This is a genomic window from Sphingopyxis sp. PAMC25046, assembly GCF_004795895.1.
Classification (GTDB): domain Bacteria; phylum Pseudomonadota; class Alphaproteobacteria; order Sphingomonadales; family Sphingomonadaceae; genus Sphingopyxis.
In genome coordinates, this window is record NZ_CP039250.1 from 4,363,360 (window position 1) to 4,382,357 (window position 18,998).

Consider the following 18,998-nt stretch of genomic DNA (forward strand, 5'->3'; position numbering starts at 1 on the left):
CCGCAGCGCGTCGATCAGGCCGCGACGGCTTCCTCGCTGCGGCTCGCCGCGGCTTCGAGCAGGCGCTTTTCGAGGCTCTTCACCCGCGCCGCGCTGTCAATCTTGTCGCCGATCAGGTCGGTCACGTAAAATGTGTCGACCGCCCGCTCTCCATAGGTTGCGACATGCGCGCTGTGCACCGTGACCTTCGACTGGAAGAGCGCATAGGCAAGCTGGTTGAGCAGCGCGGGGCGGTCCTGCGCATTGACCTCGATCACCGTAAAACGATTGGAAGCCTTATTGTCGACGAAGACGCTGGGAGCGATGCGGAAGGCCTCTGCGCGGGTGCGCGGCAGCGCGCGCGCCTCGAGTTTGGGGAGCAGCTTCTGGCGGTTGGCGAGCGCGTCCTCGATCGCGCGGGTCAGCCGGCCGATCTGGCCCGCCTCGTCGAACGGCCGGCCGAGCGGGTCCTGAACGAGGAAATTGTCGAGCGCGAGCCCGTCGCGGGTCGTGTGGATGCGCGCGTCGATGATGTTTCCACCGGCGAGGTGAATGCCCCCGGCGATGCGATAGAAGAGGCCGGGGTGGTCGGCGGCGAGCACCATCACCAGCGTCGCACCGCGATCGTCGTCGGGCACCGCGGCGATATGGAGCGGCGCATCGCCCGCCTGGCGGATATGGAGCATGTTCGCCGCGATCACCTCGACCGGCTCTGCGATCCAGTAGCTTTCGGGGAGCCGCTTCGCGAGCTTTTCGAACGTCTTGGCATCGAAGCCGAATTGGGCGGCAACGGCCTCCTTCTTGCTTTCGATCCGCGCCTCGCGCCCTTTCTGCTTGTGGCCGAGGCGCAACACTTCTTCGGCGGCGTCGAAGAGCTCGGTCAGCAGCTGGCGTTTCCAGCCGTTCCAAACGCCCGGCCCGACCGCGCGGATATCGACGACCGTGAGTACGAGGAGGAGCCGGAGGCGTTCGGCGCTCTGCACAATCTGCGCAAAGTCGAGGATCGTCTTGAAATCGGCGAGGTCGCGCTTGAACGCGGTCGCCGACATGAGGAGGTGGTAGCGCACGAGCCACGACACCGTCTCGGTCTCGGCATCGTTCAGGCCCAGCCGCGGGCATACCCGAAGGGCGAGTTCGGCGCCGAGCACGCTATGGTCCCCGCCGCGGCCCTTGGCGATGTCGTGGAGCAGAACCGCCACATAGATGACGCGGCGCGAGTGTATCTGATCCATGATCGCGGTCGACAGCGGATGATCGTCCTTGAGCCGGTCCTGCTCGATATCGGCGAGCAGCCCGATGGCGCGGATCGTATGCTCGTCGACCGTATAATGATGATACATGTCGAACTGCATTTGCGCGACGACGCGGCCGAAGTCGGGAACGAAGCGGCCGAACACCCCTGCCTCGTTCATCCAGCGCAGCACCGTTTCGGGATCGCGCGGGGAGGTCAGCACGTCGAGGAACAGCTCGTTGGCGCGGGGATCGCGGCGCACGCTCTGCGTCTCGATCAGCTTGGCGTCGTGGCGCGCCTGCCGCATCGCCTGCGGATGGATTTCGAGACCATGCTTGTCGGCGAGCGCGAAAATCTCGACCAGCCGGACGGGGTCCTTCGCGAAGAAATCTTCCGCCGGCAGCGCGAGCCGCCCGCGGTCGAGGACGAAGCCGTGGAGCTTGCCCGGCCGCCGGCGAATCGTCGGCAGGAAACGCCGCCCGCGCGCCGCCATCTGATCGTCGAGATGCGCAAGGAAGGTACCGGTGACGTCGCCGACGCTTTTGGCGTGGAGGAAGTATAGCTGCATGAAGCGTTCGACCGCGCTCTTGCCCGGGCGGTCTGCGAATTTCATGCGGCTCGCGATCTCGCGCTGGAAATCGAAGGTCAACCGGTCCTCGGCGCGCGCCGCGAGGATATGGAGGTGACAGCGCACCGCGAGCAGGAAATTTTCAGCGCGCTCGAACTGGCGCAACTCGCGCGCCGACATCAGCCCCGCATCGACGAGCTCGGGCACGGTGCGCACACGGTGGATGAACTTGCCGATCCAGAAAAGCGTGTGGAGGTCGCGAAGCCCCCCCTTCCCTTCCTTCACATTGGGTTCGACGACATAGCGCGAATCGCCCATCCTTTTATGACGTTCGTCGCGCTCGGCGAGCTTGTCGGCGACGAAGGCGCGCGCGTTGCCCGCGACGACCTCGGCATCGAAGCGCGCCGACGCCTGGTCGTAAAGATCACGGTCGCCCCAGATGAAGCGCCCTTCGAGCAACGCAGTGCGGACCGTGAGATCCTCCTTCGCGGCGCGCACCATCTCGTCCAATGAACGCGACGAATGGCCGACCTTCAGCCCGAGGTCCCACAGCGTATAAAGCTGCGCCTCGATCACCTGCTCGGTCCAGCTCGTCTGCTTGAACGGGGTCAAAAAGCCGATGTCGATGTCGCTGTGCGGCGCCATTTCGCCGCGGCCATAGCCGCCGACCGCGATCAGCGTGATGCGCTCGCCCGCCGAGCGGTTCGCCGAGGGATAGAGATGGCCGGTGGTGAAATCATGGCTGAGCCGGACGATCTGGTCGATCAGGAACGCCATCGCATTCGCCGCGACGCGCCCCGAAGAGGGGCGTTCGAGCAGCCGGCGCTCGATCTCGCCGCGTCCGGCGTCGAGCGCGTCCTTGAGCAGCGCGACCATCGCACGGCGGCGCGCGCCCGAATCGTTCGTTTCGGCGGCGATCGCGTCGAGCCGCGCCGCGAGATCACGGCGGTCGATGATCGCGCGGCGCTGGTCGAGATTGTCGAAGAGATTGCTCATGTCTCGTCCGCCAGCATGTGTTTGAGCGCGTAGAGCGCCTCGAGCGCCTCGCGCGGCGCGAGCGCGTCGGGGTCGATCGCGCCGAGCGCTTCGCGCAACGCGTCCTTCGGCGGTTCGGGCGCAGCGGCGAGCGTCGCCGCGAAGAGCGGCAGGTCGTCGAGCCCCGCGGCGAGCCCGCCGGTCGCCTCGCGCCCCGCTTCGAGCTTGGCGAGCACCGCCTCGGCACGCTTGACGACGGGCGCGGGGACGCCCGCCAGCCGCGCGACCGCAAGGCCGTAGCTGCGGTCGGCGGGCCCTTCGGCAAGCTCGTGGAGCAGCACCAGATCGCCCTGCCACTCGCGCGCGCGGACGTGGTGGAGCGAGAGCGCGTCGAGCGTTTCGGCCAGCCGCGTCAGCTCGTGATAATGGGTCGCGAAGAGGCAGCGGCAGCGGTTGACCTCGTGCACCGCCTCGACCACCGACCAGGCGAGCGCGAGCCCGTCATAGGTCGAGGTGCCGCGCCCGACCTCGTCGAGGATTACGAAGCTGTTCGGGGTCGCCTGTGCGAGGATCGCGGCGGTCTCGACCATCTCGACCATGAAAGTCGAGCGCCCGCGCGCGAGATTGTCGCTCGCGCCGACGCGGCTGAACAGGCGGTCGACGAGCCCGAGCTTCGCCGCCGCCGCGGGGACGAAGCCGCCTGCCTGTGCGAGCACGACGATCAGCGCATTCTGGCGGAGGAAAGTCGATTTACCACCCATATTGGGGCCGGTGACGAGCCACAGCCGGTCGGTTTCGGCGAGCGACACATCGTTGGGGACGAAGCGTTCGCCTGCCTTCGCGAGCGCCGCCTCGACCACCGGATGGCGCCCGCCGCTGACGTCGAGGCAAGGCTCTTCGGCGAGGTCGGGACGGCACCAACTGTGGCTCATCGCATGGTCGGCGAGTGCCGCGGCGACGTCGAGGCGCGCGAGCACGTCGCACGACGCCGCGATCGCTTCGCGGCGGCCGATCGCGGCGTCGGTGAGGGCTTCGAGATGCGCCGCCTCGGCGGCGACCGCGTGGACGCCCGCTTGCGTCACCCGGCTCGCGGCCTCGTGGAGGTCGGAAGAGTTGAAGCGCACGACGCCAGCGAGCGTCTGGCGGTGGGTGAAACCCGATTCGGGCGCCATCAACGCGTCGGCATGCTTTGCGGGCACCTCGACATGATAGCCGAGCACGCCATTGTGGCGGATCTTCAAGGAGGCAATGCCGGTTCGGTCGCGATATTGCGCTTCGAGCGATGCGATCGCCTTGCGTCCGTCGCGCGCGGTTTCGCGCAGCGCGTCGAGCGCATGGTCGTAGCCTTCGGCGACATAACCGCCCTGCGCGGCATCGACCGGCGGCGTCTCGATCAGCGCACGGGTGAGTTCGTCGACGAGCGCGCCGTGACCGTCGAGCCCGGGAAGCAGCCGCGCGAGCAACGGCGGCAGGTCGGCGCGCCGCGCGAGATGTTCGCGCAGCAACCGCGCACCGCCGAGCGCATCGCGAAGCTGCGCGAGATCGCGCGGTCCGCCGCGCCCCGCAACGAGGCGGCCCAATGCGCGCCCGGCGTCAGGCAGCGCGCGAAGCGCCGCGCGGAGCTCGCCCCGCCACAGTGCATCGCGCGCGAGTGCGTCGACGAGGTCGAGCCGGTCGAGGATCGCCGTCTTGTCGGTGAGCGGACTCGCAAGATCGTCGGCGAGCAGCCGCGCCCCCGCCGCCGTCACCGTGCGGTCGATCGTGCCGAGCAGGCTGCCGTCGCGCGCACCCGCCATCGTGCGGACGAGTTCGAGGCTTTCGCGCGTCGCTGCGTCGATCGCCATTCGTCCCGAGGCGAGGTGGCGCAAGGGCGGCTGGAGGAAGGTCGGCCCGCCGGTGCCGACATGATCGAGATAGGCAACGAGCGCGCCCATCGCGGCGATCTCGCCGCGCGAAAACTGACCGAAACCGTCGAGCGTCTGGACGCCGAAAAAGGCTTCGAGCCGCTTTTGCGCGCCCGTGCTCGCAAAGTCCGACGAAGGCCGGCGCACGACCTGCCGCGCCGAGGTGATCGGAAGCTCGTCGGCGCTTTCGCTCAACAGCAGCTCCGACGGCGCGAGCCGCGCGAGTTCGGCGTCGACCGCCGCCGCCGGCACCGCGACGACCTCGAACCGACCGGTCGAAATATCGGCGGCGGCGATCGCAACCTCGCCCTCGCTGCCGACTTGCGCGAGCGCGGCGAGCCGGTTCGCGCTGCGTCCTTCAAGCAGGCTTTCCTCGGTGAGCGTGCCCGCCGTCACGAAACGCACGATGTCGCGCGCGACGAGCGCCTTCGAACCGCCGCGCGCTTTCGCCTCCGCCGGGGTTTCGACCTGCTCGGCGATCGCGACGCGGTGCCCGGCGCGGATCAGCCGCGCGAGATAGGATTCGGCCGAATGGACGGGGACGCCGCACATCGGCACCGGCGCACCGCCATGCTCGCCGCGCGAGGTCAGCGCGATGTCGAGCGTCGAGGCGGCCGCCTTCGCATCGTCGAAGAACAGCTCGAAGAAATCGCCCATGCGATAGAAAAGCAGGCAATCGCCGGCCTTGTCCTTCAGCGACCAATATTGCGCCATCATCGGCGTCGCGGCGGGCGCGGCAGTGTTCATATTGGCGGCGGTTCGGGCGGTGGCGGACATCGGACCCTGCTTAGTGACTGGGGGCGGCATGGCAAGGCCGGGCGACGCACTCGCGCCGCCATCGACGTGCAACATTGCCGGTTACATTTTCGCGGGGCGGCGCTAGGGGAAATATTCGGGCGCGCATCTTGTGGAAATTTCGAGAGGATACAGAATGGACAGCGGCAGCAAGGTGCAATTTTCCGACCGCGAGGCCCTGCTTTACCACGAATATGGCCGGCCCGGGAAAATCGAGATCGTCGCATCAAAGCCGATGGCGACGCAGCGCGACCTCAGCCTTGCCTATTCGCCGGGTGTCGCGGTGCCGGTCAACGCGATCGCCGAAGATCCCGCCAAGGCTTATGACTATACGATCAAGGGCAATCTGGTCGCCGTGATCTCGAACGGCACCGCGATCCTGGGCCTCGGCAATCTCGGCGCGCTCGCCTCGAAGCCGGTGATGGAAGGCAAGGCCGTGCTCTTCAAGCGTTTCGCCGACGTCGATTCGATCGACCTCGAGGTCGATACCGAAGATCCGCAGCGTTTCATCGAAGCGGTCGAACTGCTCGCGCCGAGCTTTGGCGGCATCAACCTCGAAGACATCGCCGCGCCCAACTGCTTTATCATCGAAGCCGCGCTGAAAGAGCGCATGAACATCCCCGTGTTCCATGACGATCAGCATGGCACCGCGATCATCACTGCCGCCGGACTGATCAACGCCTGTTACCTGACCGGGCGCGACCTTTCGACGGTGAAGGTCGTCGTCAACGGCGCGGGCGCCGCCGCGATCGCGTGTACCGAACTGATCAAGGCGATGGGCGTCAAACATGAAAATGTGATCATGTGCGACCGCAAGGGCACGATTTACCAAGGCCGCACCGACGGCATGGACCAGTGGAAGTCGGCGCATGCTGTGCCCACCGAAGCACGCGACCTGACCGAAGCACTGGTGGGCGCCGACGTGTTCCTCGGGCTTTCGGCGGCCGGCGCGCTCAAGCCCGAAATGGTCAAGGACATGGCGCCGGCGCCGATCATCTTCGCGATGGCGAACCCCGATCCCGAAATCTCGCCGCCCGACGCGCGCGCGGCAAGGCCCGACGCGATCATCGCAACCGGGCGCTCGGATTATCCGAATCAGGTCAACAACGTCCTCTGTTTCCCCTTCATCTTCCGCGGCGCGCTCGACGTCCATGCGACCGCGATCAACGAGGAGATGAAGATCGCGGCGGCCTACGCTATCGCCGATCTCGCACGCCAGCAGGTGCCCGAGGAAGTCGCCGCGGCTTACGGAGGGCGCGCGTCGAGCTTCGGCCCCGAATATATCATCCCCTCGCCCTTCGACCCGCGTTTGATGGAAATCGTTCCCGCCGCAGTCGCCAAGGCTGCTATGGATACCGGCGTCGCGCAGCGGCCGATCGCGAATCTCGACGACTATCGCACCCGGCTGCGCGCCCGGCTCAACCCGACGACCTCGGTCCTCACGCTTGCCTATGAAGCCGCGCGCAACAATCCGAAACGCGTCGTCTTTGCCGAAGGCGAAGAAGAGGTGGTGCTGCGCGCCGCGATTCAGTTCCGCGACGGCGGTTACGGCATTCCGGTGCTCGTCGGGCGCGAGGGGCTGCACGACAAATTGCGCGCGATGGGCGTCGCCGACGCCGAAAGCTTCGAGGTTCACAACAGCGTCAATTCGCCCCATGTGCCGCAGATGGTCGACATGCTCTACGAGCGGCTGCAGCGGCGCGGATATCTTCGCCGCGACGTCGAGCGCATGGTTAACCGCGACCGCAATATCTTCGGCTCGCTGCTGCTCAAGATGGGGCTCGGCGATGCGATGATCACCGGCACGACGCGGACCTATTCGCAATCGATGCGCGAGATAAGGCGCGTGATCGACCATGCCGAGGGCAAGACGCCGTTCGGCATCCACGTCCTCGTCGACCAGCATCACACGATCTTCATGGCCGACACGACGGTCAACGAACGGCCGACCGCCGAGATGCTCGCCGACATCGCCGAACGGACCGCGCAGGTCGCCCGGCGCATGGGCCACGAACCGCGCGTCGCGTTCCTCTCCTATTCGACTTTCGGCAATCCCGAAGGGAGCTGGCTCGAGAGCATCCGCGAGGCGGTGGCGATCCTCGACCGGCGGAAACCGGCCTTCGAATATGAAGGCGAAATGGCGCCCGATGTCGCATTGAACGAGAAGGTGATGAAGAATTATCCCTTCTGCCGCCTGTCGGGGCCCGCGAATGTGCTGGTCATGCCGGGGCTGCAGTCGGCGAACCTGTCGGCAAAGCTGCTGCGCGAACTCGGCGGCGGTGCTGTAATCGGTCCGATGCTCGTGGGCATGGAGAATCCGGTGCAGGTCGCGACGATGGCGTCGACCGCGTCGGACCTCGTTACCTTGGCCGTGCTCGCGGCGGGCGGAATCGCACAATAGTCCGGCTAACGCCGAATGCGGCACCGGCCTGCCCACCCGGCCTCCCCAACGACAGTAAACTAACGGCGGCCGGGTCGGGAGCAGGCCGGGCCGCTACGCTTCAGCTTTGCTGAAGTATCAAAAATTACCGCCCGCCGGGCGCGCCCGCGCCCGGCGCGCCGACCGCGCCGATATTGCCGAAGATGTCTTCGAAGAAGCTGCGTTCGCGGCCCAGCGTCGGCGTCTTGTCGCCGTTGGGGCTGATCTTGTTCACCAGTTCGAGCCCGGTGCGATCGACCGCGGCGACGTTACCCGCCGCATCGAAGCGGACGCGCAGCACCTGCTGGTCGACGGGGCGGGGCCGCGCAAAGGCGAGCTGGCGCGTTTCGCGCGAAACATAATAATATTCGTCGGTTCCGAACTGTCCGACGAAGGTCGGACGGCCGAGCGTCTTTTCGACCGACTCGCGATTGTCGACGCCGGGGGTGATCGCCTGGGTCAGCGCCGGATCGGCAACATAGCCCTGCCGCCCCTTGAGCTGCGCGCAGCCGCCAACGGTCAACGCGAGCGCCAGCCCGGCGACGATCAGACGCGCGGGGCGGACAGGAAGCTTCGGGTCATGGGTCGGCATCAACATATCTCCGTTGCGCCGCTCGTGTCGGGCGCTGGCAATCGCGCCTCTTAACCGCAAGCGGTCGGCGCGCACAAGCGGCTTATGCCGCGGCAAAGCTTGCGCCAAGCTGACTCAGGCCCCTTTTCCGCCGACATGATTCGGCCTAAGCGTTGCGCCATGTTTTCTTCGCTCCGCAAACTCTTCAAATCCGAGCCCGATCCGCGCGAGGCGCGCCGCCCGCTATGGGATGCCGTCGTCACCACCGCGCGCGCGCCGCACTGGTATGCGATGGGGGCGGTGCCTGACACGCTCGACGGCCGCTTCGACATGATCAGCCTCGTGCTTTCGCTCGTGCTGCACCGGATCGACGAGGACCCCGGACAGGGACTTGCCGGCGTCCAGCTCACCGAATTGTTCGTGAACGACATGGACGGGCAGATGCGCCAGATCGGGTTCGGCGACATGGTCGTCGGCAAGCAGGTCGGACGGATGATGAGCGCGCTCGGCGGGCGGCTCGGCGCCTATCGTGCCGCGGACGGCTCGGCCGAATTGCGCGAGGCGCTGGTCCGCAACCTGTGGCGCGGCAACGCCCCCCCCGAAGCGGGGCTGGCGCATGTGATGACCGAGGTCGCGGCACTCCGCGCGGAGCTCGCGGCTACGCCGGTGTCCGATCTGGTCGTCGCCTCCCGGCTGGACGGAGCGCGGGCGTGACCGCGGCCGAATTCTCGCTGCCCGAATTTTCGCTGATCGTGACGCTGGCCGACGCGGCGCACGGCCGCGCCATTGCAGTCGAAGCCGACACCGGCGCGCGCGCTGCGATCGCCCGCCGGCTCGGTCTGCTCGCGCTCGATCGCTTTGTCCTCACCGCCGAGGTTCGTGCGATCGCGGGCGGAATTGCCGCGAAGGGCGAGGTGAGCGCCGACGTCGTACAGGCGTGCGCCGCGACCGACCTGCCCGTCTCTGCGACGATCGTCGAGCCGTTCGACCTGCGCTTCCTGCGCGACGTCGATGCGCCTGCAAGCGAGGAGGAAGAAATCGAGATCGGCAGCGAGGATCTCGACCTGCTGCCGCTCGAGGGCGACCGGATCGATTTGGGCGAGGCCGCGGTGCAGACGCTTTCGCTCGCGCTAAATCCTTTTCCACGCCACCCCGACGCCGACCGCATCCTTGCCGAAAAGGGCGTGCTCAGCGAAGAGGCCGCGGGGCCGTTCGCCGCGCTCGCCAAACTGCGCGGCAAGCCCGGCGCCTAGCGACCTTCGTCGGGCGCGGGTTTCGCCTCTTCCTCGACCAGGTCGGCGACCGCGGCGTCGAGCCCGGGCTCATCCTTCGCGGCGGGCGCTTCTTCCTTCGGCGTTTCGGCAGCCTTTTCGTCGCGCGTCGGTGGCAGCGGCCCGCCGAGCACATTGGCGAGGCCGAGCAATTGCTCGCCGATCACCTTGTCGACCGCGGGTGCGATGTCGGCGACCTTGAAGCGCATATAGCCGCCGACGACATAATCGAAGCGCAGCGCGCTGCCCGTCGGCGTTTCCTTGATCTGGATCGTCAGCGTGCCGGCGAGCGCTTCGCCCTGCAGCGGGCCGAAGGCGCCCGACAGGCGGAGCATCTCGTTCGGCTTGGCAAAGACGATGCGCGCGTGCTGGACGCTGCCGACGCCCGATCCGGCGTCGGGCAGCTTTTCGCAGAAGCAGCCGCCGGCCTGCGAATCGAGCCAGAAATTGGCGGCGTCGCCCGACCAGCTATGCTCCTTCGACCACCAGCTTTGCGGCATGCGGAGCATTTTCCAGACGTCGGCGGGAGTCGCGGCAACTTGCGCGGTGTGCGCGACGGTGAAGCCGATCTCGCCCTGATCGATGATCTTGGCGCTTGCCGCCGGGGCGACAGCGAACGCGGCGACGAACGCCGCGCCGGTCGAAAATCGCGAAATCCTCATCAGCCCTATCCCCCTTGACGCCTCAATAACCGGCGCGGGGGACGCTGGCTAGCCAGCGGTTGCCAGGACCGTTTCGATCGCGTCGTTGACCTGGTCGATCGGCGCCATGCCGTCGACATGGGTGACGATGCCGCGCGCCTCGTAGATCGGCAGGATCGGCGCGGTCTTGGCGCGATATTCGGCCATGCGCGTGCGCACCGTTTCCTCATTGTCGTCGGGACGGCGCTTGAATTCGTCGCTGCCGCAAACGTCGCAAACATTCTCCACCTTGGGGAGCTTGTAGCGGTCGTGATAGCCTGCACCGCACTTGGCGCAGCTGAAGCGGCCGGTGATGCGGTCGACGAGCGCGTCTTCCTCGACCCGCAGTTCGATCACATGGTCGAGCTTGCGGCCCCGGTCCGAGAGGATGGTGTCGAGCGCGTCGGCCTGCGCCGCGGTGCGCGGATAGCCGTCGAAGATCACCGAGACGTCGGGGCCGAGCTCGTCGAGCCGCTCGCCGATGAGGCCCGAGACGATCGCGTCGGAGACGAGTTCGCCCGCGTCCATCACCGCCTTGGCCTGGAGGCCGATCGGCGTTCCCGCCTTGACCGCGGCGCGCAGCATGTCGCCCGTGGAGAGCTGGACCATGCCATGCTCGTCCTCGAGCCGCGAAGCCTGCGTACCCTTGCCCGCTCCCGGCGGACCAAGCAGAATGATATTCAGCGTCATGGGGACCCCTGTTTGCCCTACCGTGTCGCGAGTGCCGTAGCGGGCGCCTTAGCGCCGCGCAACGCCGCCTTTCAATTTGGCCTTCTTGATCAGGTCGCCATATTGATGCGCGAGCATGTGGCTCTGGATCTGGCTGATCGTATCGATCGTGACGTTCACGATGATCAGCAGGCTGGTGCCGCCGAGCTGGAAGGGGAGGCCCGATCCGGCGATGAAATATTCGGGGATCAGACAGATCGCCGCCAGATAGGCCGCACCGAGCACGGTGATGCGAGTCAGCACGAAGTCGAGATAGGTCGCCGTATTTTTGCCCGGGCGGATGCCGGGGATGAAACCGTTCTGCTTCTTCAGATTGTCGGCGGTTTCCTCAGGATTGAAGACCACCGCGACGTAGAAGAAGCAGAAGAAGATGATGCCCGCGGCATAGAGCGCCATATAGAGCGGCTGGCCGTGCGCGAGATACTGGTTGAGCGTGATCAGGAAATCGCCGGTCGCGGTGTCGCCCTGGACGTTCTGGCCCATCATCTGCGTCACCGTCAGCGGCATCAGCAGCAGCGACGAGGCGAAGATCGGCGGGATGACGCCGGCGGTGTTGACCTTCAAGGGCAGGTGGCTGCGGTCGGCCTGCATCACGCCGCGCTGCGTCGCCCGCTTCGGATACTGGACCAGCACGCGGCGCTGCGCGCGTTCCATGAAGCTGATGAAGGCGATGATCACGATCGCGCCGCCGATGACGGCGATGATCGTGCCGCCGCCCATCGAGCCTTCGCGGACCTGCGTGAACATCTGCGCGAAGCTGCGCGGCAACTGCGCGAGAATGCCCGCCATGATGATCAGCGAGACGCCGTTGCCGATGCCACGGCTGGTAATCTGCTCGCCGAGCCACATCAGGAAGAGCGTGCCGCCGACGATCGAAATGACCGCGCCGACGCGGAACATCATGCCGGGGTCTACGACCGCGGCGATGCCCTGGCTCGCGCCGAGCGTTTCAAGCCCGACGGCGATGAAATAGCCCTGGATCGCGGTCAGCGCGACGGTGCCGTAGCGCGTATATTGGTTGAGCTTCTTGCGCCCGCTCTCGCCCTCTTTCTTGAGCGCGGCGAGACTCGGCGACAAGGCCGCCGCCAGCTGCACGACGATCGATGCGGTGATATAGGGCATGACGCCGAGCGCGATGATGCTCATGCGCTCGAGGCTGCCGCCCGAGAAGGTGTTGAAGATATCGAGGACGCCGCCCGAGGCCGCCTGCGAATAGAGGTTCGACAGCGCGACCGGATCGACGCCCGGAAGCGGCACGAACGACAGGAAACGGAAGACGATCAGCGCGCCGATCGTGAACCAGATGCGGTTCTTGAGTTCGGTCGCCTGACCGAACTTCGAGAAATTGAGGTTGGATGCAAGCTGGTCGGCGCGAGAGGCCATGGGTGTTTTCCTCGGATAGTCCGGGCCGCGCCCCCCGCGACCCGGCGCCTATGTGCGTTCGGCGGTCGCGAAGCGCAAGGGGAAAGGCCTATTTTGCAACGCAGCTCGTCGATACCGGCTGCGTCATCCGTTCGTATCGAACGGGAAGTATCAGATCGCCAAACGACGAAGGGGCGGCCCGTATCCCGAGCCGCCCCTTTGCCAGATTATTCCGCCTTGGCTTCGGCCGGAGCTGCGGGCAACTCGACCTTGCCGCCGGCCTTTTCGACCGCTTCGATCGCGCCCTTCGACGCGCCGGCAACGGCGAAGTTGACTTTCGCGGTGAGTTCGCCCTTGGCGAGGAGGCGAACGCCGTCCTTGCCGCCGCGCGCGACGCCAGCGGCCTTGAGCGCGGCGTGATCGACGGTCTTCTTGGCGTCGAGCTTCTTTTCGTCGATCAGCTTCTGGATCTGGCCCAGATTCACGATCGCGAAGTCCTTCGCGAAGATGTTGTTGAAGCCGCGCTTCGGGATGCGCATGTGGAGCGGCATCTGGCCGCCCTCGAAGCCGTTGATCGCGACGCCGCTGCGCGCCTTCTGGCCCTTCTGGCCGCGGCCGGCGGTCTTGCCCTTGCCCGAGCCGATGCCGCGTCCGACGCGCATGCGGCCCTTGCGGGCGCCGTTGTTGTCACGAAGTTCGTTAAGCTTGATAGTCATGTTGCACTCGCTTTCGCTGTGTTCGCGCTATGGACCGAAACGCTTCAGTCCGGTTCGATTTCACTCGACGGCTGAAAGCCGGGATAGGGCCCAGCCTTTTCCATCACGATGGCCTGGGCGACATAGCCGCGGCCATCGACACTGGTAATCGAGGGGCTGCCGTGAAGCTGCCATCCCCGGTTGAGCAGTCCCTCGACCCGCGCGCAAAAGGCGCTGTCGTCGGGACCGGTCAACAGGCGATAGAGTTTCACCGGCTTCAGCCCTCGACGACTTCCACCATGTGTGGAAGCTTGCGGATCATGCCGCGCACTTCCGGGGTGTCGACCAGTTCGACCTCGCGGTGCATCTTGCCCAGGCCGAGGCCGGTCAGGATCGCACGCTGGCTCTTGGGACGACGGATCGGCGAACCGATCTGGCGGATCTTGATCTTCTTGTCGGCCATGGTCTTACTCCGTCACCGCCGCGGCTTCCGCCTCGGCTGCGCGGTCGGACGCGCCGCCACGCTTGATCAGGTCCGAAACCTTCTTGCCGCGACGCTGCGCGACCGACTTCGGGCTGGTCTGTTCACCGAGCGCCTCAAAGGTCGCGCGGATCATGTTATAGGGGTTCGAGGTGCCGACCGACTTGGTCACCACATCGGCAACGCCCAGCGATTCGAACACAGCGCGCATCGGGCCACCGGCGATGATACCGGTACCGGCGGGCGCCGAACGCAGCGTCACATTGCCCGCGCCGAACACACCGCGACCGTCATGGTGCAGCGTGCGGCCGTCGCGCAGCGGAACGCGGATCATCGCCTTCTTCGCGGCAGCGGTCGCCTTCGAAATGGCTTCGGGCACTTCGCGCGCCTTGCCATGGCCGAAACCGGCGCGGCCCTTGCCGTCGCCGACGACGACGAGCGCGGCGAAACCGAAGCGCTTGCCGCCCTTCACGGTCTTCGAAACGCGGTTGATGTGGACGAGCTTTTCAATCAGCTCTTCGCCGCCATCCTCGTCGCGCGGGCGGCGATCGTCGCGGCGGCCACGGCCACCGTCACGTCCACCACGACCGCCATCGCGGCCGCCGCCACGGCCGCGGCGCGGAGCCTGGCCTTCGGTCGGGGTCGTCGCCTCGGGGGCGGCGCCTTCGGCGTTCTGAATTTCGTCTGCCATGATTAGAACTCCAATCCGCCTTCGCGAGCCGCGTCGGCCAGCGCCTTGATGCGCCCGTGGAACAGGAAGCCGCCACGGTCGAACACGACCTGCGTCACGCCCGCCTTCTTGGCGGCAGCGGCGAGGCGCTTGCCGACGTCGGCAGCCGCCGCCGTGGTAGCGCCGGTCTTGCCGCGAACATCCTTGTCGAGCGTCGAGGCCGAAGCCAGCGTCTGCCCGGCAGCGTCATCGATGAGCTGCGCATAGATGTGACGGCCCGAACGGTGCACCGAAAGGCGGGCACGGCCAGCGGCGCGCTGACGGAGGGCGGTACGAACGCGCTGACGGCGTTTCTGGAAAGGGGTAAGATGTGCCATGGCTTACTTCTTCTTGCCTTCTTTGCGGAAGATGTACTCGCCGCGATATTTGATGCCCTTGCCCTTATAGGGTTCGGGCTTGCGCCAACGGCGGATTTCCGCCGCGACCTGGCCGACCTTCTGCTTGTCGATGCCGTTGATCTCGATCGTCGTATTGTCCGGCGTCTTGATCTCGATGCCTTCGGGCACCGCGAAATCGACATCGTGGCTGTAGCCGAGCTGCAGCTTCAGATTCTTGCCCTGTGCGTTGGCGCGATAGCCGACACCGGTGATTTCGAGCACCTTGGTGAAGCCTTCGGTCACGCCCGTGATCAGGTTCTGGACCAGCGTGCGCTGCATGCCCCAGAAGGCGCGTGCTTCGCGGGTGTCGTTCGCGGGCTGCACCGAGATGCTGCCTTCGCCGACTTCATATTTGATGAGGTCGGACAGCGGCATCGCGAGCGTGCCCTTCGGACCCTTGACCGACAGCTGGCCGCCGTCGATCGCAGCGGTGACACCGCCGGGGATCGCTACTGCCTTTTTACCAATGCGCGACATCAGAACACCTCCGCCAGCACTTCGCCGCCGACATTATGCTCGCGGGCTTCGGCGTCCGAGAGAACGCCGCGCGGGGTCGACACGATGGTGATGCCAAGGCCGTTGCGCACGATCGGCAGCTCTTTCGAGCCCGAATAGATGCGACGGCCCGGCTTCGAGACGCGGGCCACGTGGCGGATCGCCGGCTGGCCTTCGAAATATTTAAGCTCGATGCGAATGCCCTTGTGCTGGCCCTTGGCACCCAGCGCTTCTTCGCTGTAGCCGCGGATATAGCCTTCGCGCTGGAGAACATCGAGAACGCGGACGCGCAGGGTCGAGGCGGGAGTCAGGACGCTGTCCTTCTTCGCCTGCTGGCCGTTGCGGATGCGGGTGAGCATATCACCCAGGGGATCGGTCATTGCCATCTTGTCAGTCCCTTACCAGCTCGACTTCACAACACCGGGGATCAGGCCCTTGTTGGCCAGATCGCGGAGCTGGATACGGCACAGCCGGAATTTGCGATAATAGGCGCGCGGGCGGCCCGTCAGCTCGCACCGGTTGCGGATGCGGGTCGGGTTGCCGTTGCGCGGGATTTCCGCCATCTTGAGGCGCGCGATCAGACGCTCGCCATCGTCGAGCGACGTGTCCGCCGCAATCGCCTTCAGCTTCGCGTAACGGCCGGCATATTTCTTCACCAGCTGCTTGCGACGCTCGTTCTTGTTTACCGAACTCAGTTTCGCCATGACTTAAGTTCTCTTTCCTTCTTGAAAGAGCCTGCCTGGTCCCTTGCGGGGATCAGGCGGCTTCCTTTTCCTGCGCTTCGATCGGGAAGGGGAAGCCGAACAGCTTGAGCAGTTCGCGGGCTTCTTCGTCCGTCCGGGCGGTGGTGGTGACGATCACGTCCATGCCGCGCACCTGGTCGATGCGGTCATAGTTGATCTCGGGGAAGATGATCTGCTCTTTCAGGCCCATGGCATAGTTGCCACGGCCGTCGAAGCTGGTCGCCGACACGCCGCGGAAGTCGCGGATGCGCGGCATCGCGATCGTGATCAGGCGATCGAGGAATTCATACATACGTTCGCGGCGCAGGGTGACCTTGCAGCCGATCGGCATGCCTTCGCGCAGCTTGAACTGGGCGATCGACTTCTTCGCCTTGGTCACGACGGGCTTCTGGCCGGCGATGAGTTCCATCTCGGCAGCGGCCGCTTCGACCTTCTTCTTGTCCTGCGTGGCTTCGCCGACGCCCATGTTGAGCGTGATCTTTTCGATCTTCGGCACTTCCATCGCGTTCTTGTAACCGAACTTCTCGGTCATCGCCTTGACGATCACATCGTCATAGCGCTTGCGCATGCGCGGGGTGTAATTGTCAGCCATTGATCGTCTCCCCGGACTTCACGGCCACGCGGACCTTCTTGCCGTCCTTGGTTTCAAAACAAACGCGCGTCGGCTTGCCGGTCTTGGGATCGGCGAGCGCAACCTTGCTTGCGAACAGCGGCGCTTCCTTGCGTTCCAGACCGCCCTGCGGGTTGGTCTGGCTCGGCTTGCGGTGGCGCGTGATGACGTTGACGCCCGCGACGACGACCTTGCCGTCTTTCGGCAGGCTCTGCGTCACTTCGCCGGTCTTGCCCTTGTCCTTTCCGGACAGGATGACAACCGTGTCGCCCTTCTTGATCTTGTTCGCCATGGTCAGAGCACCTCCGGCGCCAGGCTGATGATCTTCATATAGCCGCGGCCGCGCAGTTCGCGGACGACGGGGCCGAAGATACGGGTGCCGATCGGCTCCTCGTTCTTGTTGACGAGCACGGCGGCGTTGCTGTCGAAACGGATCACCGAGCCATCGGCGCGGCGCACATCCTTCGCGGTGCGGACGATGACGGCGCGATGCACGTCGCCCTTCTTCACCTTGCCGCGCGGCTGCGCTTCCTTGATCGACACGACGATCACGTCGCCGACGCCGGCGGTACGACGCTTCGAGCCGCCGAGCACCTTGATGCACTGGACGCGCTTCGCGCCGCTGTTGTCGGCGACTTCCAATTGTGACTGCATCTGAATCATCGATGCACTTCCTTCTTCCTTGGCCTACCGGGATGCCCCGGCGGTTCCGTGAAACTCTTTAGCCTTCGGCCGCGGCGGGAGCAGCCGGAGCGGCACCCTTGGGCTTGCTGTGGGTGTCGACCTTGTCGAGTACCTTCCAGGTCTTCAGCTTCGAAATCGGCTTCGTTTCCTCGATTCGGACGGTTTCGCCAGCCTTGATGGCATTGTCCTCATCGTGGGCGTGATACTTTTTCGAGCGGCGGATGATCTTGCCGTACAGAGGGTGTTTCACCTTCCGTTCGACCTTCACCACGACGGTCTTGTCGCCCTTGTCGGACACCACCGTGCCGGTCAGAATGCGCTTCGGCATCGATAGTCTCCTTACTTCGCGGCCGAGCGCGCGCGCTCGGTCTGCTGCGTCTTGATGCGGGCGATCGAGCGCCGCACTTCCTTGACGCGCGAGGCCTTTTCAAGCTGGCCGGTGGCCGCCTGGAAGCGGAGGTTGAACGCCTCGCGCTTCAGTTCGCCAAGCTGTTCGGCGAGCTGGTCGTCGGTCTTGGCCTTGAAATCTTCGGTCTTGGCCATGTCCTTAACCCTCCAGGTGCGAAGTGTCGCCGAGACGGGCGATAACCTTCGTCTTGATCGGCAGCTTCATCGCGGCGCGTTCGAACGCCAGCGCGGCCACGGGGCCGGGGACGCCGTCGAGTTCGAACAGGATGCGGCCCGGCTTCACGCGCGCGGCCCAGAATTCCGGCGAACCCTTGCCCTTACCCATGCGGACTTCGGCAGGCTTCGACGACACGGGGACGTCGGGGAAGATGCGGATCCACAAACGGCCCTGACGCTTGATCGCACGGCTGATCGCGCGGCGGGCCGCTTCGATCTGGCGCGCGGTGATGCGCTCGGGTTCCATCGCCTTCAGCCCGTAGGAGCCGAAGTTCAGGCTGGTACCGCCCTTGGCATTGCCATGGATGCGGCCCTTGAAGGCCTTGCGGAACTTGGTTTTTTTCGGTTGCAGCATGTCAGCAGTCCTTAGCGGCGATCTTCACGGGCCGGACGGACACCGGTCGTCTGCGCGTCAAGCATCAGACGGTCGGTCGCCATCGGGTCGTGACCAAGGATCTCGCCCTTGAAAATCCAGACCTTGATGCCGCAGACACCGTAAGCGGTGTGCGCTTCGGCCTCGGCATAGTCGACATTGGCGCGCAGCGTGTGCAGCGGCACCCGGCCTTCGCGGTACCATTCGGTGCGCGCGATTTCCGCGCCGCCGAGACGGCCGGCGCAGTTGATGCGGATGCCCTCGGCACCAAGACGCATCGCCGACTGAACGGCGCGCTTCATGGCGCGGCGGAACGCGACGCGGCGTTCGAGCTGGTCGGCAATGCCCTGACCGACGAGCTTGGCGTCGACTTCGGGCTTGCGGATCTCGACGATGTTCAGCGACACGTCGCTGCCCGTCATCTCGCCCAGCTTCTTGCGCAGCTTTTCGATGTCCGCGCCCTTCTTGCCGATGATAACGCCCGGGCGGGCGGCATAGATCGACACGCGGCACAGCTTCGCCGGACGCTCGATCACGACCTTCGAGATCGCGGCCTGCGGCAGGTGCTTGAACACGAACTTGCGGATCTTCAGATCCTCGACAAGCATGCGGCCATAGTCCTGGCCTTCGGCGAACCAGCGGCTGTCCCAGGTGCGGTTGACCTGCAGGCGCAGGCCGATCGGATTGCTCTTCTGGCCCATC

General features: G+C 65.8%; 24 protein-coding genes. 3 read left to right on the forward strand and 21 right to left on the reverse strand.

Annotated elements, in window-relative coordinates:
- Window positions 1-14: 14 nt before the first annotated feature.
- Both E5675_RS20645 and mutS read right to left on the reverse strand, forming a co-directional pair.
- Window positions 15-2,774 (reverse strand): [protein-PII] uridylyltransferase, encoded by a 2,760-nt coding sequence (locus E5675_RS20645; RefSeq protein WP_136176154.1) that lies wholly within the window; start codon window positions 2,772-2,774, stop codon window positions 15-17.
- Window positions 2,771-5,434 carry a DNA mismatch repair protein MutS gene (gene mutS, locus E5675_RS20650; protein ID WP_247594713.1) on the reverse strand — a complete coding sequence of 888 codons (2,664 nt, stop codon included), beginning with the start codon at window positions 5,432-5,434 and terminating at the stop codon, window positions 2,771-2,773. The genes E5675_RS20645 and mutS overlap by 4 nt, the downstream gene beginning before the upstream one ends.
- 154 nt (window positions 5,435-5,588) lie before the next feature.
- Between mutS and E5675_RS20655 the strand changes: the two genes are divergently transcribed.
- Window positions 5,589-7,853 carry an NADP-dependent malic enzyme gene (locus tag E5675_RS20655; protein ID WP_136176155.1) on the forward strand — a complete coding sequence of 755 codons (2,265 nt, stop codon included), beginning with the start codon at window positions 5,589-5,591 and terminating at the stop codon, window positions 7,851-7,853.
- A gap of 124 nt (window positions 7,854-7,977) precedes the next feature.
- Here E5675_RS20655 and bamE read toward each other — a convergent pair whose 3' ends face one another.
- Window positions 7,978-8,463, reverse strand: coding sequence for an outer membrane protein assembly factor BamE (bamE, locus tag E5675_RS20660; protein ID WP_210727576.1), 486 nt, complete (start codon window positions 8,461-8,463; stop codon window positions 7,978-7,980).
- A 159-nt stretch (window positions 8,464-8,622) separates the two neighbouring features.
- On the opposite strand from bamE, the gene E5675_RS20665 reads away from it, so the two are divergent.
- Both E5675_RS20665 and E5675_RS20670 read left to right on the forward strand, forming a co-directional pair.
- A complete protein-coding gene (locus E5675_RS20665; RefSeq protein WP_136176157.1) occupies window positions 8,623-9,156 on the forward strand; it encodes a ubiquinol-cytochrome C chaperone family protein in 534 nt (177 codons plus the stop codon).
- Window positions 9,153-9,695 (forward strand): DUF177 domain-containing protein, encoded by a 543-nt coding sequence (locus tag E5675_RS20670; protein ID WP_136176158.1) that lies wholly within the window; start codon window positions 9,153-9,155, stop codon window positions 9,693-9,695. Before E5675_RS20665 ends, E5675_RS20670 begins: the two co-directional genes overlap by 4 nt.
- On the opposite strand, the gene E5675_RS20675 is transcribed toward E5675_RS20670, so the two are convergent.
- The 18 genes from E5675_RS20675 to rpsC form a co-directional block, all read right to left on the reverse strand.
- A complete protein-coding gene (locus tag E5675_RS20675; protein ID WP_136176159.1) occupies window positions 9,692-10,375 on the reverse strand; it encodes a hypothetical protein in 684 nt (227 codons plus the stop codon). The genes E5675_RS20670 and E5675_RS20675 overlap by 4 nt on opposite strands.
- Before the next feature lie 48 nt (window positions 10,376-10,423).
- Window positions 10,424-11,083 (reverse strand): adenylate kinase, encoded by a 660-nt coding sequence (locus E5675_RS20680; RefSeq protein ID WP_210727577.1) that lies wholly within the window; start codon window positions 11,081-11,083, stop codon window positions 10,424-10,426.
- A gap of 48 nt (window positions 11,084-11,131) precedes the next feature.
- On the reverse strand, window positions 11,132-12,505 hold the full coding sequence (gene secY / locus E5675_RS20685; RefSeq protein ID WP_136176160.1) for a preprotein translocase subunit SecY: 1,374 nt from the start codon (window positions 12,503-12,505) through the stop codon (window positions 11,132-11,134).
- 206 nt (window positions 12,506-12,711) lie between these two features.
- Window positions 12,712-13,200: a 50S ribosomal protein L15 gene (rplO, locus tag E5675_RS20690; protein ID WP_136176161.1), complete on the reverse strand. Its 489-nt coding sequence runs from the start codon at window positions 13,198-13,200 to the stop codon at window positions 12,712-12,714.
- Between the two features lie 44 nt (window positions 13,201-13,244).
- Window positions 13,245-13,451 (reverse strand): DUF1737 domain-containing protein, encoded by a 207-nt coding sequence (locus E5675_RS20695; RefSeq protein WP_037556386.1) that lies wholly within the window; start codon window positions 13,449-13,451, stop codon window positions 13,245-13,247.
- 5 nt (window positions 13,452-13,456) lie between these two features.
- Entirely contained in the window at window positions 13,457-13,642 is a 186-nt protein-coding gene (gene rpmD, locus E5675_RS20700) for a 50S ribosomal protein L30 (protein WP_037515666.1), read from the reverse strand.
- Between the two features lie 4 nt (window positions 13,643-13,646).
- Entirely contained in the window at window positions 13,647-14,351 is a 705-nt protein-coding gene (gene rpsE / locus E5675_RS20705; RefSeq protein WP_136176162.1) for a 30S ribosomal protein S5, read from the reverse strand.
- A 2-nt stretch (window positions 14,352-14,353) separates the two neighbouring features.
- Window positions 14,354-14,707, reverse strand: coding sequence for a 50S ribosomal protein L18 (gene rplR, locus E5675_RS20710; RefSeq protein ID WP_037556384.1), 354 nt, complete (start codon window positions 14,705-14,707; stop codon window positions 14,354-14,356).
- Window positions 14,708-14,710: 3 nt separating this feature from the next.
- Window positions 14,711-15,244 (reverse strand): 50S ribosomal protein L6, encoded by a 534-nt coding sequence (gene rplF, locus E5675_RS20715; protein WP_037556381.1) that lies wholly within the window; start codon window positions 15,242-15,244, stop codon window positions 14,711-14,713.
- Window positions 15,244-15,648 (reverse strand): 30S ribosomal protein S8, encoded by a 405-nt coding sequence (rpsH, locus tag E5675_RS20720; RefSeq protein WP_037556380.1) that lies wholly within the window; start codon window positions 15,646-15,648, stop codon window positions 15,244-15,246. The genes rplF and rpsH overlap by 1 nt, the downstream gene beginning before the upstream one ends.
- A 12-nt stretch (window positions 15,649-15,660) precedes the next feature.
- On the reverse strand, window positions 15,661-15,966 hold the full coding sequence (rpsN, locus tag E5675_RS20725; RefSeq protein ID WP_037556379.1) for a 30S ribosomal protein S14: 306 nt from the start codon (window positions 15,964-15,966) through the stop codon (window positions 15,661-15,663).
- A 52-nt stretch (window positions 15,967-16,018) separates the two neighbouring features.
- The gene (gene rplE, locus E5675_RS20730; protein ID WP_037556378.1) at window positions 16,019-16,597 is read right to left on the reverse strand and encodes a 50S ribosomal protein L5; all 579 of its coding nucleotides are present in this window, start codon (window positions 16,595-16,597) and stop codon (window positions 16,019-16,021) included.
- A complete protein-coding gene (gene rplX / locus E5675_RS20735) occupies window positions 16,590-16,907 on the reverse strand; it encodes a 50S ribosomal protein L24 (RefSeq protein WP_136176163.1) in 318 nt (105 codons plus the stop codon). The genes rplE and rplX overlap by 8 nt, the downstream gene beginning before the upstream one ends.
- Before the next feature lie 2 nt (window positions 16,908-16,909).
- Window positions 16,910-17,278 (reverse strand): 50S ribosomal protein L14, encoded by a 369-nt coding sequence (gene rplN / locus E5675_RS20740; RefSeq protein WP_011543078.1) that lies wholly within the window; start codon window positions 17,276-17,278, stop codon window positions 16,910-16,912.
- A 58-nt stretch (window positions 17,279-17,336) separates the two neighbouring features.
- Entirely contained in the window at window positions 17,337-17,627 is a 291-nt protein-coding gene (gene rpsQ / locus E5675_RS20745) for a 30S ribosomal protein S17 (RefSeq protein ID WP_037556374.1), read from the reverse strand.
- Between the two features lie 11 nt (window positions 17,628-17,638).
- On the reverse strand, window positions 17,639-17,842 hold the full coding sequence (rpmC, locus tag E5675_RS20750) for a 50S ribosomal protein L29 (protein WP_037556372.1): 204 nt from the start codon (window positions 17,840-17,842) through the stop codon (window positions 17,639-17,641).
- A gap of 4 nt (window positions 17,843-17,846) precedes the next feature.
- Window positions 17,847-18,278 (reverse strand): 50S ribosomal protein L16, encoded by a 432-nt coding sequence (gene rplP / locus E5675_RS20755; RefSeq protein WP_037515653.1) that lies wholly within the window; start codon window positions 18,276-18,278, stop codon window positions 17,847-17,849.
- Window positions 18,279-18,289: 11 nt separating this feature from the next.
- Entirely contained in the window at window positions 18,290-18,997 is a 708-nt protein-coding gene (rpsC, locus tag E5675_RS20760; protein WP_037556371.1) for a 30S ribosomal protein S3, read from the reverse strand.
- Between the last annotated feature and the right edge of the window lies 1 nt (window position 18,998).